Below are 14195 nucleotides of genomic sequence, written 5' to 3'. Positions count from 1 at the left end.
CGCGCGTTCGCGGAGTAGGGCGGCAGGGGGCCAAGGAAGCCGGGCCAGGCCTTCACGCGCTCCCCCAATGCAGTGTCGGATGGGGTGCCTTCAAGCAGCCCTCTCCGGTGAGCGGTGACCCGCCGCGCAGCGGCTGTAAGTCATTGTCATTCCCATCCGGACGGTCCTTCACTCCCAGCCCAGGTGGCTGAATCCTCTCAGCCTTGCGTCGGGAGGGGACATGACGATTCAGCTCGGGTTCATCGACCAGGGTGATGGCGCCAACCTGCGGACGCTCCCCGCGGAGATGAAGGGCTCCGCCTGCCTGACTCCAGTGCCCCTGCCTCCGGGCACGCGGGTGAGCGTCATCCGGGACCAGGCCCGGGCGCCCGGCTGGTCCTATGTCTCCACCGTGGTGGGGGGATACCTGCTGCAAGGATATGTGCAGACCTTGCGCATCACGACGCAGCTGCCGGAGCCCTCGGCGACGCTCTATCCGGTGCGTCCGGGGGACCGCCTGGAGCCCATCGCCGCGCGCATCTACCGGCAGGCCATCCAGCCGGGGCGGGACCTGCGCTTCTACGAGAATGTCATTCATCACGTGAACGTGAAGAGTGGGCGAAAGGGAATCCAGCGCGTGGACGGTGATGTCCGGCTGGTCGCGGGCGAGCGCATCTGGCTGGTGAGCATCGCCTTCGCCAACCAGCTCCAGGGAATCGTGTCGAGCGGTTCCATCACCCACGAGGCGATGGTCCAGGCGCGCAAGGCCGCCCGGCATCTGGAGGACGTCATCACCTCCGTGAGGCAGGCGGACCAGTTCTTTGGAGAAGTCACCGGCCAGTACGGCAAGGCCATCCTGGACAACTGGCTGGAGATCTCCGCGATGGTGGTGGGCTTCATCGCCGCGGAGGCGCTGTCCACCTTCCTGGCGGCGACGCCCACCGGCGTGGGGCAGCTCGCGGCGGCGCTCATCCAACTGGGCCTGGCGGCGTTCGGTGCCCATGGCCTCATCGAGGCCGGAGGAGAGGCCCTGAAGCACGCGCAGCTGTGGCTCTCCCAGGCGTGGGAGGCCAATGGCTTACCAGAGAAGCTCGAGGAGGCCAGCAAGTCCTTCCTCCGGATGCTGGTGAGCATCGCGATGGCGGCGCTGGCGCTGATGGGCGTGAAGACCAACGCGGGACGTGGGCTCAGGCTGATGACGTCCGTGCGAATCACCCCGCCCCGCATCTACATGATGGCGGCTGCGGACCCCGGAGGTGCCTACGCGGGCGTGCCTGTCTTCCAGCCGGGCTCCATCACCGCCGCTCCGTCTGTCCCGCTGCCCTTCAATCCCTGGGGCTCCGGCACGCCGTTGCTGTCACAAGCCGTCAAGGAAGGCGGGACGTCCAACCCGGACCCCGCGCCTTCCCTGACCGAGCGCGTGCTCAGTGACGCTGACTTGGAGAAGCTGCTGGAGAAGCTCCCCAACTGGGACAAGCTCAAGGACTTCGTCGGGCGCCGCATCCCGCAGGAAGGAACGCCGGAGTTCAACGCGTTCAAGAAGGAGTTCCAGGCGGCCGGATACCGCTTGGAGAAGTTGAGCTCGGACTCCCAGCCCTATCGGTTGCGCCGTCCGGACGGCAAGGCATTGGGCGAAGAGTACGGGGCGCTCACGGTGACCCAGGACGGGCTGGTGGTGCTCAAGGTCGGCAAGGGGACGCCCCGGCTGAGCATCTTCACCCGCTACCGGAAGAACTACCTGGACTGGGTGGAGAAGACCCAGGGCCCGGCGGCGCGGGCGGCGGCGGAGGTCCGGCTCTCCGCGGGCCATCCCATGCACCACCTCATCCCAGATGAGATTGCCCAGACCCACCCGCTGATCCGCACGGCCATGGAGCGGCTCAAGGGATACACGATTGACCGGGGGTCGAACATCCTCGACATGCCCTCCGGCCTCAACGTGGAGGGCCAGTTCATCCACTCGGGCAGCCACCCGCGCTACAGCAAGTTCGTGGAGACCCGGCTTGATGACGCCTTGAGGAAGCTGCGCACGAAGGGTCCGTCCTCCAGTTGGATGCCCAAGGTCATTGAGGAGGCTCTCCTCAAGGTCGAGAACGAGCTTCGCCAGGCCATCCAGTCCGGGAGCTTGAAAGAGCCGGTCATCAAGATGATCCAGGAGCAGCGCGGCGATAGGGTGCTCACAGGGAAGAAGCTGGCCTTGCTGGAGTTGTCCTCCCACGAGGAGTCACACACCACATGATGTATGCATTGACGGCTGACACCTCCCACATCGAGGAGGAAGGTGTCTATGACGCCAGGCTCATCGAGTTCGACGGCTTCGAGGACGCGACGTTCTTCGAGCCCGGCATCGACTATCAGAGCCAGCAGGGCGTGCCTGAGGTCATCGAGTTCGTCGGCAACCTGGAGAGCGCCGCCCGGCTCGACCACCTGTTCACCGCGCCCATGGGGTGGTTGCTGATCTCCCGGCGCATGGTGCGCGTGCTCGAAGCGGTGGGCCCGTTCCGCCACCGCCTCATTCCCACGGTCATCTATTCGGAGCGCATCAGGCACCTCGTGCAAAGCGGGTACCCTCGGAGGCGGACCTGGCATTCGGTGACGGACCCTGCGCTGAAGAACGAGGACTTCGTCATCCTCCAGTTGATGGAGCGGACCGACTGCCTCGACCGGGAGCGCACCCTCGTGAAAGGCGTGCCCTTCCACCAGTGCGGCGAAGAGTTCCTGGGTCAGGAGGAGGCCGAGCCGCTCGTGCTCCGCCCGCCCCCCGGAGGCTTCCCGCCCATGTTCTTCGTCCCCGAGTTGGTCTTCTACTGCTACACCGAGGAAGCACGGCAGGCGTGTGAGCAGGCAGGACTGAAAGGCCTGTGGTGGCGCCCACAACCGTGAGTCCGTGACGGAGAAGCGGAGGAGTCCGCGTCAGCGCACATGCGCGTTCGCGGAGTAGGGCGGTAGGGGGCCCAGGAAGCCGGGCCGAGCGCTTCACGCGCTCCAGCCACGCACGCACGGACGGGTAGGGCGTCAGGTCCACGCCCGCCTCCGGCGCCAGGTGCGTGTACGCGAAGAGGCAGAGGTCCGCGACGGTGTAGCGCTCCTCCACGAGGAACGTGTGCTGGCCCAGGTGCCGCTCCATCGCAGCCAGTGCGCGCTCACCGCTCTGCACTCGGTTGCGGAGGACTTCGGACTCCGGCGGCTGCCGGCCCGTGAGCAGCCAGAAGCGCGCGGTGCCGAGGTTCGGCTCCACCGCGTTCTGTTCGAAGAACATCCACTGGTGCACCTGCGCGCGAGCGAAGCGGTCCTCGGGCAGGAAGCGCGTGCCCTCCGCCAGGAACAACAGGATGGCGTTGGACTCCGCGAGAAAGCGCCCCGGCTCCGGCTCCAGCACGGGGATGCGGCCATCCGGGTTCTTCGCGTGGAAGTCCGCCGTGTGGCTCTCCCCCGCGAAGATGTCCACCGGCACCAACTCGTATGCGAGCCCGAGCTGCGCGAGCAACGTGCGAACCTTGTAGCCATTCGCTGACGGCAGATAGTCGTAGAGGCGCATCCGGTCTCCATCAAGAGGATGCGCGCGATGCTATCGACCGTACTTCCCTGCGCACTCCGCTTCTTGCGATGGAATCACCGCGAGAAGCGGAGCAGGAGACCGCCGTTACTGCGCGGTGGCCTCGTTCCACACTTCCGTGACGCGGCCCACCTGGTCGAACGCGCAGTGCTGCGCGCCCGCGATGACCTTGTCGTTCACCGGGAACTGGAGGTTGCCGAAGTACGCCTTCGCGTCCTGGATGTCCTGGTAGAGGAAGTCCTGGTCGCCGTAGGTGAACCAGAACTTCGTGCCTCCGCGCAGCGCCGCGTTGGACGCGTCCCAGTCCATCTGGCCCGACCACGGCTTCTCACCGCCGCAGCTCAGCGCGTAGATGCCCGGGTAGCGGTCGCCGTAGCGCGGCAGGAAGCTGGCCGTCAGCTCGATGGAGCCGCCCGACGAGCCACCGAAGAGGATGGGCCCGTTCTGGATGTCCCAGCCCTTGCGCAGCGCCTCGATGAGCGACACCAGCTCCGCCGCGTTCTTGCCCTCCAGGTCGCGCTCCGACAGCGGTGCTCCGTCCGGGGAACAGGTCGTGTACTCCGGCTTCACCCACCACGCGCACTTGTTGGGCGCGAGTGCCGTCACGTAGAGCGTGTTGTGCCCGTACGTCCAACCGCCGTGCGTGAACAGCGAGCGAGGGCTGCCGCCATTGGTGCCGGTGTACGTGGCCGCGCCGTCGCCGTGCAGGTAGATGGCCAGCCGCATGGGCGCGGGCGCGATGCCCTGCTTCGGCTCGATGTACTTCACCTCCGTCGCGCCCACCTGCGCCACGCAGTACGTCAGCGTGCCCGCGTCGGTGTTCACCGTGCCCGTCCGGCTGCACGCGAGCTTGCCGGAGCCGCCCGAGCTGCCCGGGCCCGCGTCCGTGCCCGCATCCACGTCCGTGCCTGCATCGGCCCCCGCGTCCACGCCCGTCCCGGCGTCCGTGCCCGCATCCACGTCGGTGCCGGCGTCCGTGCCCGCGTCGGTGATGGGGGTGCCGGAGTCAGGCGTGACTTCATCGGGGTCGTCGGAGCACGCGGACAGACCCAGGGCGAGAACGGCGGCGAGGACGAAGCGGGACATGGTGACTCGGGGGAGGGGAGGCGGCGCCTCTGTTCAGCAGCCAGTATACCGGGTATAGATTTCCAGCCGGGAAAGGAAATTCTTTCATGACTGGACGCGTGAACCTGATGGCGCCGGAAGTCCGGGCCAATCCCTACCCCGTCTACGAGGAGCTGCGCCGCACCGCGCCGGTGTGTCAGGTGGAGCCCGGCGGGCTCTGGGCCATCACCCGCTTCGAGGACGTGGCCGCGGCCTTCAAGAACCCGCAGGTGTTCTCCTCGGCCGGGGTGCGCACGACGACCGCGCCGCCGTGGCTGGGGCACAACCCCTTCTCCGAGTCGATGATCGTCATGGATCCGCCGCACCACATGCGGCTGCGCGCGCTGGTGAGCCGCGCGTGGACGCCCGCGGCGGTGAACCGGCTGGAGCCGCGCATCCGGAGCTTCGCGCAGATACTCGCGGAGCGATTGTCCCCCGAGCGCGAGGTGGACTTCGTGGACGCCTTCGCCATGCCGCTGCCCGCCAGCGTGATTGGCGAGCTCTTCGCCTTGGACCCCACCATGACCGCCCGCTACAAGCGCTGGTCGGTGGACCTGTCCAGCGTGTCCGGCACGACGGAGAAGGACACCCACCGGCACGAATCCATCAAGGCCACCGTGCGCGAGATGGAGGACTACCTGTCCAACGTCGTCGCCGAGCGCCGCCGCCACCCGCAGGACGACATGGTGTCGGACCTGGTGAAGTCGCGCGTGGACGGCGAGGAGCTCAGCGACGCGGAGCTGATGAGCTTCCTCTTCCTGCTGGTGGTGGCGGGCCTGGAGACCACCGTGCAGCTCGTCAGCCACTGCGTGCGCATGCTGATGGAGAAGCCGCACCTGGTGGCCCGGCTGCGTGAGAACCCGTCGCAGGTGGGGCGCTTCGTGGAGGAGGTCTTGCGCTACGAGCCCTCCGTGCACGGCCTGGTGCGCGTCACCACGAAGGAGACGCAGGTCGCGGGCGTGACGATTCCGGAGGGCGCGCGCGTGGCGCTGATGGTCGGCTCCGCGTGCCGCGACGGCGAGCGCTTCAAGGACCCGGACACCTTCGACATGGACCGCGAGGGCGTGAACAACATGCCCTTCGGCCACGGCATCCACTTCTGCCTGGGCGCGCCGCTGGCCCGGCTGGAGGCGCGCGTGGGGCTGGAGGTGCTGCTCTCCCGCTTCACGCGCTTCACGCCCACGGGCCCGGTGAAGTGGAACACCTCCCTCACCGTGCGCGGCCCGCTGACGATGCCCCTCATCCCGCACGCCTGAAGCGCGCGGGACGAAGGCTCATCACGCCTCGATGTCGAAGGCGAGCGACACGCGCTCGCCCGGGGCCACGTGCAACAGACCCTCGCCGGTGGCCAGCGCCCCGGCGGCGGCCGTCCACGGCTCCACGCAGACGAAGTCCTTCCCCGTGAGCGTCCACACGACGAGCATGCGGAACTCCCCGCTCCACGACAGCTTCACGGGGGACAGGCCTGGGCCCCGCTCCAGCACCGTGCCCGGCGCGGAGTGGTCACGCAGGTGCATGTCCACCTCCTGCGCGGTGAGGTCCAGGCCGGTGAAGGGCACCTCGTGCTTCGCGCGGTTGTCCCACGCGTGCGTGGCGTCCGTCTCCACGCGCGCCTGGGCCTTGTTGCCTTGCGGCACGCGGAAGTACGGGTGGTAGCCCAGGTGCAGCGGCAGGGGCCGCGTGTCCCGGTTCTCCAGGTCGAAGTCCAGCGTCAGCCTGCGGCCCGCGAGCGAGAACGCCAGCTGCGCGTCGAAGGCCCACGGGTACTGGCGCAGCGTCTCCTCCGACGACGTCAGCCCCAGCACCAGCAGCGACGCTTCCGCCTGGCGCACCGTCCACGGCAGCTTCCGCGCGAAGCCGTGCTGCGGCAGCGAGTACGCCTTGCGGTCCGCCGGATACGTGTCCCCGGGCAGGGGACCGGCGTTGGGAAAGAGCACGGGGATGCCCCCGCGCACGCTCTTCGTGAGGTCGGCGACGGTGCTCTCGTCCAGATAGAGCACGTCCTCGCCGTCCACCACCATGCGCGTGACGAGCGCGCCGCGCGTGGGAATCACCTCCACGCGGCAGCCGCCGTCCTCCAGCGCATAGGTGTCCAGCCCCGCGATGCCCGGGAACGGTCCGCTCATGGAACTAGATGGCCCCTTCCTTCGGGTCGCTGTCCATGAACGGGTAGGGGACCTTCACCGGCGGCGCGAAGTTCTCCTTGATGGTGCGCGGGCTGGACCAACGGAACAGGTTGATCATCGACCCGGATTTGTCGTTGGTGCCCGAGGCCCGGCTGCCGCCGAACGGCTGCTGGCCCACCACCGCGCCCGTGGGCTTGTCGTTGATGTAGAAGTTGCCCGCCGCGTTGCGCAGGCCGCTCATCATCTGCTCGATGGCCTTGCGGTCGCGCGCGAAGATGGCGCCCGTGAGCGCGTACGCCGCGGACTGGTCGCACTCCTTCAGCGTCTCCTCGAACTTCGCGTCCGGGTAGACGTACACGCCGACCAGCGGAGCGAAGATCTCCTCCGTCATGATGCGGTGGCGCGGGTTCGTGCACTGCACCAGCGTGGGCTGCACGAAGTAGCCCTCGCTCTTGTCCGTGCCGCCGCCCGCGACGATGGTCGCGTCGCCGCCGGACTTCGCCAGCTCGATGTACGAGGACACCTTCTTGAACGAGCGCTCGTCGATGACGGCGCCCATGAAGTTCCGGAAGTCCGCCACGTCGCCCATCTTGATTTCACCGATGAGCGCCTGGAGGCGGGGCTTCAGCTTGGGCCACAGGGACTCCGGCACGTAGACGCGGCTGGCCGCGCTGCACTTCTGGCCCTGGTACTCGTAGCCGCCGCGCACGATGGCGACCGCGAGCGCCTCCAGGTCGTCCGCCGCGGACGGGTGCGCGAAGATGAAGTCCTTGCCGCCCGTCTCACCCACCAGCCGCGGGTACTGCTTGTAGCGGCCGATGTTCTCTCCCACCGTCTTCCACAGGTGATTGAACGTGGGCGTGGAGCCGGTGAAGTGGATGCCGCCCAGGTGGGGGCTCGCCAGCACCGGGTTGCCCACCGTGGGGCCGTCGCCGGGCAGCATGTTGATGACGCCGTCGGGCAGGCCCGCCTCGCGCAAGAGCTCCAGGCCGTACCACGCGCTCAGGGCCTGCGTGGAGGACGGCTTCCACAGGATGACGTTGCCCATCAGCGCGGGCGACACGCAGAGGTTCAGCGCGATGGAGGTGAAGTTGAACGGCGCGATGGCGAAGACGAACCCGTCCAGCGGACGGTAGTCCGTCATGTTCCACGTCTGCGCGGAGTTCTCCGGCTGGATGGAGAGGATCTGCTGCGCGAAGTGGACGTTGTAGCGGAGGAAGTCGATGAGCTCACAGGCCGCGTCGATCTCCGCCTGGTGCGCCGTCTTCGACTGGCCCAGCATGGAGGACGCGTTGAGCAGCGGGCGGTAGCGCGTGGTGAGCAGCTCCGCGGCGCGCAGGAAGATGGCCGCGCGCGCGTGGAAGGGCATCCGCGCCCAGTCCTCCTTCACGGACATGGCGTTCTGGATGGCCTGCTCCACGTGGCCCGCTTCGGCCTCGTGCAGGGTGGCCAGCACGTGCTGGTGCCGGTGCGGCATGCGCACGGTGTCCGTCTTGCTGGACTTCACGTGCTTGCCACCGATGACGACGGGGATGTCGATGCGCTCCCCGCTCATCTGCTTGAGGGTGGACTGGAGCTCCGCGCGCTCCGGGGTGCCGGGGGCGTAGGAGAGGACGGGCTCGTTCTTGGGAGCGGGGACGCGGGGGAAGGCGTTGATCACGCGAGGACCTCGGGACGAGAGGAAGGCAAGTTCGGGCAAGGTATAGCCCTCCCCGTGTCCCAGGTCAGTGACAGAAGCGTGGGGCGTCCTCGCCGAGACAGAGGCCCCGGCGTCCGTCCGGCATCCGTCCGGCTCAGCCCTCGCCAGCGGCCTTGGCGGTGGCGCCCCTCGCGCGCTGCAGCACGGCGTGCAGCTGCGCGATGAGGTACGGCGGCTTCACCGGCTTGACCAGGTACGCGTCCGGCTGGGGCTGTCCGGGCTCCAGGTCCGTACGCGGCGGGTAGCCGCTGACGAACATCACCGGCAGGTGCGCCAGGGAGGGCTCCGCGCGCACGCGGCGGCACAACTCGTAGCCGTCGATGCCCTCCATGTTCACGTCCGACAGGAGCACATCCGGCGGCTGCGCCAGCGCGTGCGCGAGCCCCGTCTCTCCATCCGCGGCCACCGTGCAGTCGAACTCACCCGACAAGAGCAGCCGCAGCGTCTCGCGCATGGTCCAGGAGTTCTCCACGATGAGGACCTTGGGCTTCACGGTGCATCAACTCCCGGGGAGGCAACTGCGCACGACTTGGGGGAACGGCGGACACAGCATCCCCCCGCTGTGCGCACCGGGCAAGAGGTCCCCCTTCACCCGTGAGAATTCATGAAAGCCTCCACCTCACGGGTTTGCCGCCAACGCCCTCAACCCTCGGGCGGCGGATTCACGAGCCCGCGCCGGGAAACCTCGGAGTCCGGCTCCTCGTCGCCCCGCGCCTCGCGCTCGGGCACCTCTTCGTCCAGCCACTCCGCGCCGCGCTCCACCTCCGCCTCCCAGCGCGTCTCCTTCAGCGGGCCGGGGTTCTCATCCTCGCGGGCCGCGGCCTGGGAGCGCTCGCGGACCAGCTCGGCGGCGCCGCGGTCCAGTGCGTCCTCCATCTGTCCCCGGTTGCGTGGTTGGAAGTTCTTCGAGTCCTTGTCCGAAGCCATGGGGTGTCACCTCCGACGGGAAGGTGGGACGCACCGGGCCGGCCAGGCAATGACGGCGCGTGCGCACGCCGCCTGCCTGGCCGTCCAGGTGCGGGAAGGGCGATGTGCGCCGTCCCGCCGCGTCAGCGCGGCGCGGAGGCCGGACGCCGGGCCAGCGGCTGCGCGTCCTCCCGCGACAGGCGTTGGACCTCCGGCGCCACGTCCCCGGTGGGCGCGGCGATGCTGCACCGCGCGCCGCCATGCACCAGGCCCACCACGCGCAGTTGCTCGTCCACCAGCGGCGCGCCGGAGTCTCCCGGCTCTCCGTGCATCGTGGTGAAGAGCGCGTTGGGCACGTCCGGCAGCGACGGGCAGCGGCCCCAGCGCTCCACCATCACCCGCTGCGGTTCACCGGGCCGGTCGTGGCGTCCGGTGAAGACGAGCATCGCGCCGGGGATGGGCAGCCCCTCCGCCACCTCCAGCGGCGCCACCGGCGCCTTCGCCTCCAGCTCCAGCACCGCCATGTCCCGGCCGCGATCCACGAACACGTAGCGCCCATGGAGCTGCCGTCCGTCCTCGAAGTTCGTGCGCTCCTCGCCCGCGTCCGGTGCGACGCAGTGAGCCGCGGTGAGGACGTGGCGGCCCTGGCCCACCACCACGCCCGCGCAGTGGCCGTCACCCAGCGTCACCGTCGCCGCTTCCGCCTTCTCCAGACCCGTGGCTTCGCCCGGGCCGGACTGGCCGCAGGCCATCCAGGCGGTCACGGCCGCGAGTGCCACCGTGGCGCCGCCCCACTTCCATGCACGCATGCCGCTTCCCCCTCCTCCCCCGGGCGAAGGACCCTGGGGTTCGAAGGAACGGTGTGCATGCGTGCGGGTGTGTCGTGGGAGCGGGTGTGGAAGTGGCTCCCCAGCAGGCGTCCGGGCGCATCACCGTGGCTGCTTCCAGCAAGACGGTGAAACAGAGAACGGCAGCAGAGCGTGTACCTGCTCGGATGTCCCGGAGGCGGTGTCACTGAAACGTGCTATTCCTCGCTACGTCTGGATTCTGGATTCCAGGCCCTGGCCCGGAAGCAGCCAGCCCTTTGGCTCGTGAGCGACGACGAGAAGACAACGGTATTGGATGAACGCACCCGCCCTCCGAGCACCTGGGGGGAGCGGATGCGTACGCCCATCACGTTGCCGGGCTCGGGCATCGGCGAGCGGCGCTCGCTGATCCCGGGCGTCATCGTCAACGGGCGCTACCGCGTGGAGTCGCTGCTGGGCGAAGGCGGCATGGGCCGCATCTGGCTGGCGGACGACCTGCAGGAGCGCCGCCGCGTGGCGCTCAAGGAGATGCACGTCCCCGCGGAGCTGTCCGCGGCGAAGGTGGAGGAGCTGGTGCTGCTGTTCCGGCACGAGTTCTTCGCCATGAAGAAGCTCCAGCACCCGTCCACGCTCAAGGTCTTCGACTGGGGCATGACGGAGGCCGGCAACCGCTTCATCACCATGGAGGTGGTGGGCGGCAAGGACCTGAGCACGCTGGTGCGGGACGCGCCGCTGGACACGCGCACGCTGTACCGCGTGTTGATCCAGATGGCGCAGGTGCTGGCGTTCATCCACTCGCGCCTGTACGTGCACTGCGACATCAAGGCCAGTAACGTGCGCATCACCGAGTCCGGCGCGGTGAAGCTGATGGACTTCGGCGTGATGCACCAGCTGGGCACGCCCAGCCCCGGCAAGCTGAAGGGCACGCTGGAGTACCTGGCGCCGGAGTGGCAGCGCGGCGCGAGCATCGACGGGCGCGCGGACCTGTACTCGCTGGGCGTGATGGCCTGGTACCTGGCCACCCGCAAGCTGCCCTTCAAGCGCAACAGCCCCGCGGTGCTGCTGGCGGATCACCTGACGCGTCCGGCGCCGCGCCCGTCCACCATCTGCCCGGTGGATCCGCAGTTGGAGGAGATCATCCTCCTGTTGATGGCGAAGGATCCGCGCGAGCGCTTCCAGGACGCGGGTGAGTTGCTGGAGGCGCTCTGCCACGCCAGCGGCGAGCCCGTCCCTGAGGAGCCGCTGTCCGCGCGCGCCAGCTACCTGCACGTGCCGGAGGTGGTGGGGCGCGAAGGCGAGCTGGAAGGGCTGATGAACGGCCTGGCGGAGGCGGACTGGGGGCAGTCGCGCGCCATGCTGGTGGGCGGCCCCGCGGGCGTGGGCAAGACGCGGCTGCTCCAGGAGTTCGAGCTCCAGGCGAAGCTGGCGGAGCTGCCCTTCGGCCGGGGGCAGTGCCGCGCGGAGGGCTTGTCCCCGCTGGCGCCGGTGGCGCAGGCCCTGCGCTGCCTGGTGCCGCAGACGCCCGCGGATTTGATGGAGCGGGTGAAGGCTCCGCTCGCGCGCGTGCTGTCGCCGGAGGTGCTGGAGGGTGACCAGGACGAGCAGCTGCCGCGCGACGGCTCCGACGAGAAGGCCGCCTTCTTCGAGGCGCTGACGGAGTGGACGCACACGCTCGGCGGGCGGCAGTCCTTCGTGCTGTGCTTCGAGGATCTCCAGTGGGCGGACAGCGCGTCGCTGGAGGCGCTCAACGTCGTCATCCGCGCGCTGCACGGCACGCGCGGCATGGTGGTGGGCACGTTCCGTTCGCAGGAGCTGTCGCGCCTGAGCCTCGCGTTCCAGACGGTGGACGAGAAGCTCACGTCCCGCATGGACCTGGAGCCCCTGTCCGCCGAGCACGTGGCCAAGCTGGTGGAGCTGGTGCTGCCGGGGTTGGACGTGCCGCGAGGCTTCGTGCAGCGGCTGCACGAGACCACCGGCGGCAACGCCTTCTTCGCCACCGAGTGCCTGCGCATGCTGGTGGAGGCGGGCGCGCTCAAGCGCGTGGGCGGGCGCTGGGAGGCGGAAGAGGGACTGGGCACGCGGCGGCTTCCGGCGAGCATCCAGGAGGCGGTGTTGGTTCGCCTGGCCAACGCGCCGCCGGAGCAGGTGTCGCTCCTGCGCAAGCTGGCGCCTGCGGGCCGGATGCTGGACCTGCCGCTGTTGCGCGCGCTGTCCGGCCTGCCGGAGACGGAGCTGTTCGCGGTGCTGGACGGCATCGTGGAGCGGCAGTTCCTCCAGGACGTGGAGGGCCGCTACGTCTTCACGCACGACACCGTGCACCAGGCCGTCTACGACAGCACGCCGGAGCCAGCGCGCCGGGCGTACCACGGCCAGGTGGCGCGGGCGCTCCAGGCGCTGCCCTCGGGGCGCTCGGGCGTGGTGCGCGCGGTGGGCTGGCACTTCGCGCGCTCGGACGCGCCGGCGGAGGCCATCCAGCCGCTCTTGGAGGCGGGCCAGGTCGCCATCGAGGCGGAGGCGCTGCTGGAGGCGACGCTGCTGCTGAAGGAAGCGGCGGGCCTTTTGGAGTCCGCGCCGGACTACCCGGGCCGCTCGGAGCAGCTCCTGCGCACGTGGGTGTCGCTGGTGGAGGTGGGCTACTCCAGCGACCCGCCGACGTCGGTGGCGTACGCGGAGCGGCTCTTCGCGCACTGGACGGCCACGGTGGACGTGGAGGCCGGACGGCGCGAGGCGCTCTCGCGGCTTCAGTCCGCGCGCGTGGCCACGCCCGCGGAGCGCGAGGAGCTGCTCATCCCGCTCTTCCGCGAGGTGTCCGCGGACGGGCGGATGACGCCGGTGGACGTCTTCTGGAAGCGCTCGGAGCTTCAAATCCTCCAGGGCATGGCGCTCGCCATCCTGGGGCGCACGGAAGAGGTGGAGGGGCTCATCGCGCGCGTGGCCGCCGAGCACCCGGAAGACTCGCCGTACCGGGCGGGGCTGTCCGTGGCGCGCTCGACGCTGTGCGCGTACACCGGCCACTGGGCGGGCGGAGTGTTCGAGCAGCGCAAGCAGGTGCAGCGGCTGCGCGAGTTTCGCGACGCGGTGGGGCGTCCGCCGCGGCGGCTGGCGTGGGCGCTGGGCATGGGCGGCTACCTGCTCAACGTGAACCTGGCCCTGCGCGGCGAGCCGCTGGATGAGGAGCTGCTGAAGGACGGGCTGCACCTGGCGGAGGCGCAGGGCTTCACCGACGTGCGCGCCTACCACCTCTTCGCGCAGGTGGCGCGCGCGGCCTTCACCGGCGACGGCGCCGCGTTCGCGTCCGCGCTCGCGCAAAAGACGGAGCTCATCCGGCGGCTGGGCAGCCCCCGGTTGATGGAGCGCAACCTGGCCCTCTTCACGCCGCCGTACTACCTGGAGCGGGGCGAGCACGAGCTCGTCGCCGCGGTGGTGTCGCGCGGCGAGGCGCTCTCGCGCGTGCTGCCCGAGGACCGCTGGCTGCGCGCGCACGTGCTGGTGTACCAGGCGTGCCGCGACGTGCTCTTCGAGGACGCGGCCGCCGCGCGCGAGTCGCTGCCCCGCGCCCTGGAGGCCGCGCGGCAGGGCGGCCTGCGCATGGAGACGCTGGTGCACGTGTACCAGTCGCGCTTCGAGCGGGAGCAGGGCCGGCTGCCCGCCGCGCTCGCCGCCGCCGAGGCCGCGCTGGAGCGCGCCCTGGACCCGCGCTTCGCCAACCCCTGGGACGAAATCCTGGCCCGCCGCGCCCTGGCGCCGCTGGTGTCCCAGGAGGAGGGGGACGCGCACCTGCGCCACGCGCGCCTGCTGGCGGAGTCCACCGGCAACGTGCTCCAGATGGGCCTGGTGTACATGCAGCACGCGGAGCGGCACGGCACGCCGGAAGAGGCGATGCGGGAGCTGGAGATCGCCGAGCGGGCCTTCGCCACCGCCCGGGCCACCCATCTCCAGTCGCTGGCCCAGTCGCTGCGTGGCCCGCTGTCGCGCCAGCACGAGGACGTGAAGCAGAGCGCCTGACGGCCGGGTCGTGC

10 protein-coding genes and 1 pseudogene are annotated in these 14195 nt (G+C 69.8%); 4 read left to right on the top strand and 7 right to left on the bottom strand.

Annotation, left to right across the window (positions count from 1 at the left end):
- Positions 1–220 precede the first annotated feature (220 nt).
- Together ACX114_RS32075 and ACX114_RS32070 are read left to right on the top strand one after the other, a co-directional pair.
- Positions 221–2218, top strand: a complete 1998-nt coding sequence (locus ACX114_RS32075; RefSeq protein WP_459290889.1) for an AHH domain-containing protein — start codon at positions 221–223, stop codon at positions 2216–2218.
- Positions 2215–2862 carry a hypothetical protein gene (locus tag ACX114_RS32070; RefSeq protein WP_459290887.1) on the top strand — a complete coding sequence of 216 codons (648 nt, stop codon included), beginning with the start codon at positions 2215–2217 and terminating at the stop codon, positions 2860–2862. The genes ACX114_RS32075 and ACX114_RS32070 overlap by 4 nt, the downstream gene beginning before the upstream one ends.
- A 142-nt stretch (positions 2863–3004) precedes the next feature.
- On the opposite strand, the pseudogene ACX114_RS32065 reads toward ACX114_RS32070, so the two are convergent.
- Together ACX114_RS32065 and ACX114_RS32060 are read right to left on the bottom strand one after the other, a co-directional pair.
- Positions 3005–3517 (bottom strand): annotated as a pseudogene (locus ACX114_RS32065) (glutathione S-transferase family protein); the annotation flags it as partial.
- Positions 3518–3622: 105 nt separating this feature from the next.
- Entirely contained in the window at positions 3623–4621 is a 999-nt protein-coding gene (locus tag ACX114_RS32060; protein WP_459290885.1) for an alpha/beta hydrolase, read from the bottom strand.
- Positions 4622–4707: 86 nt separating this feature from the next.
- Between ACX114_RS32060 and ACX114_RS32055 the strand changes: the two genes are divergently transcribed.
- Positions 4708–5895, top strand: coding sequence for a cytochrome P450 (locus tag ACX114_RS32055; RefSeq protein WP_459290883.1), 1188 nt, complete (start codon positions 4708–4710; stop codon positions 5893–5895).
- A 21-nt stretch (positions 5896–5916) separates the two neighbouring features.
- Here ACX114_RS32055 and ACX114_RS32050 read toward each other — a convergent pair whose 3' ends face one another.
- From ACX114_RS32050 to ACX114_RS32030, 5 genes are all read right to left on the bottom strand, one after another.
- On the bottom strand, positions 5917–6765 hold the full coding sequence (locus ACX114_RS32050; RefSeq protein WP_459290881.1) for an aldose epimerase family protein: 849 nt from the start codon (positions 6763–6765) through the stop codon (positions 5917–5919).
- Positions 6766–6769: 4 nt separating this feature from the next.
- Positions 6770–8425: an L-glutamate gamma-semialdehyde dehydrogenase gene (gene pruA / locus ACX114_RS32045; RefSeq protein ID WP_459290879.1), complete on the bottom strand. Its 1656-nt coding sequence runs from the start codon at positions 8423–8425 to the stop codon at positions 6770–6772.
- A gap of 133 nt (positions 8426–8558) precedes the next feature.
- Complete coding sequence (locus ACX114_RS32040; RefSeq protein ID WP_120596018.1) at positions 8559–8957, bottom strand: response regulator transcription factor; 399 nt, start codon at positions 8955–8957, stop codon at positions 8559–8561.
- A gap of 149 nt (positions 8958–9106) precedes the next feature.
- Complete coding sequence (locus tag ACX114_RS32035; protein ID WP_459290876.1) at positions 9107–9391, bottom strand: hypothetical protein; 285 nt, start codon at positions 9389–9391, stop codon at positions 9107–9109.
- A gap of 122 nt (positions 9392–9513) precedes the next feature.
- Positions 9514–10179 carry a S1 family peptidase gene (locus ACX114_RS32030; RefSeq protein WP_459290874.1) on the bottom strand — a complete coding sequence of 222 codons (666 nt, stop codon included), beginning with the start codon at positions 10177–10179 and terminating at the stop codon, positions 9514–9516.
- A gap of 351 nt (positions 10180–10530) precedes the next feature.
- Between ACX114_RS32030 and ACX114_RS32025 the strand changes: the two genes are divergently transcribed.
- The gene (locus tag ACX114_RS32025; RefSeq protein ID WP_459290872.1) at positions 10531–14181 is read left to right on the top strand and encodes a protein kinase domain-containing protein; all 3651 of its coding nucleotides are present in this window, start codon (positions 10531–10533) and stop codon (positions 14179–14181) included.
- The last annotated feature ends 14 nt before the right edge of the window (positions 14182–14195 follow it).

Source organism: Corallococcus sp. M7 (assembly GCF_054512695.1).
Note: the sequence above shows the minus strand (reverse complement) of the source record. Positions and strands in the feature narration are given on the sequence as shown.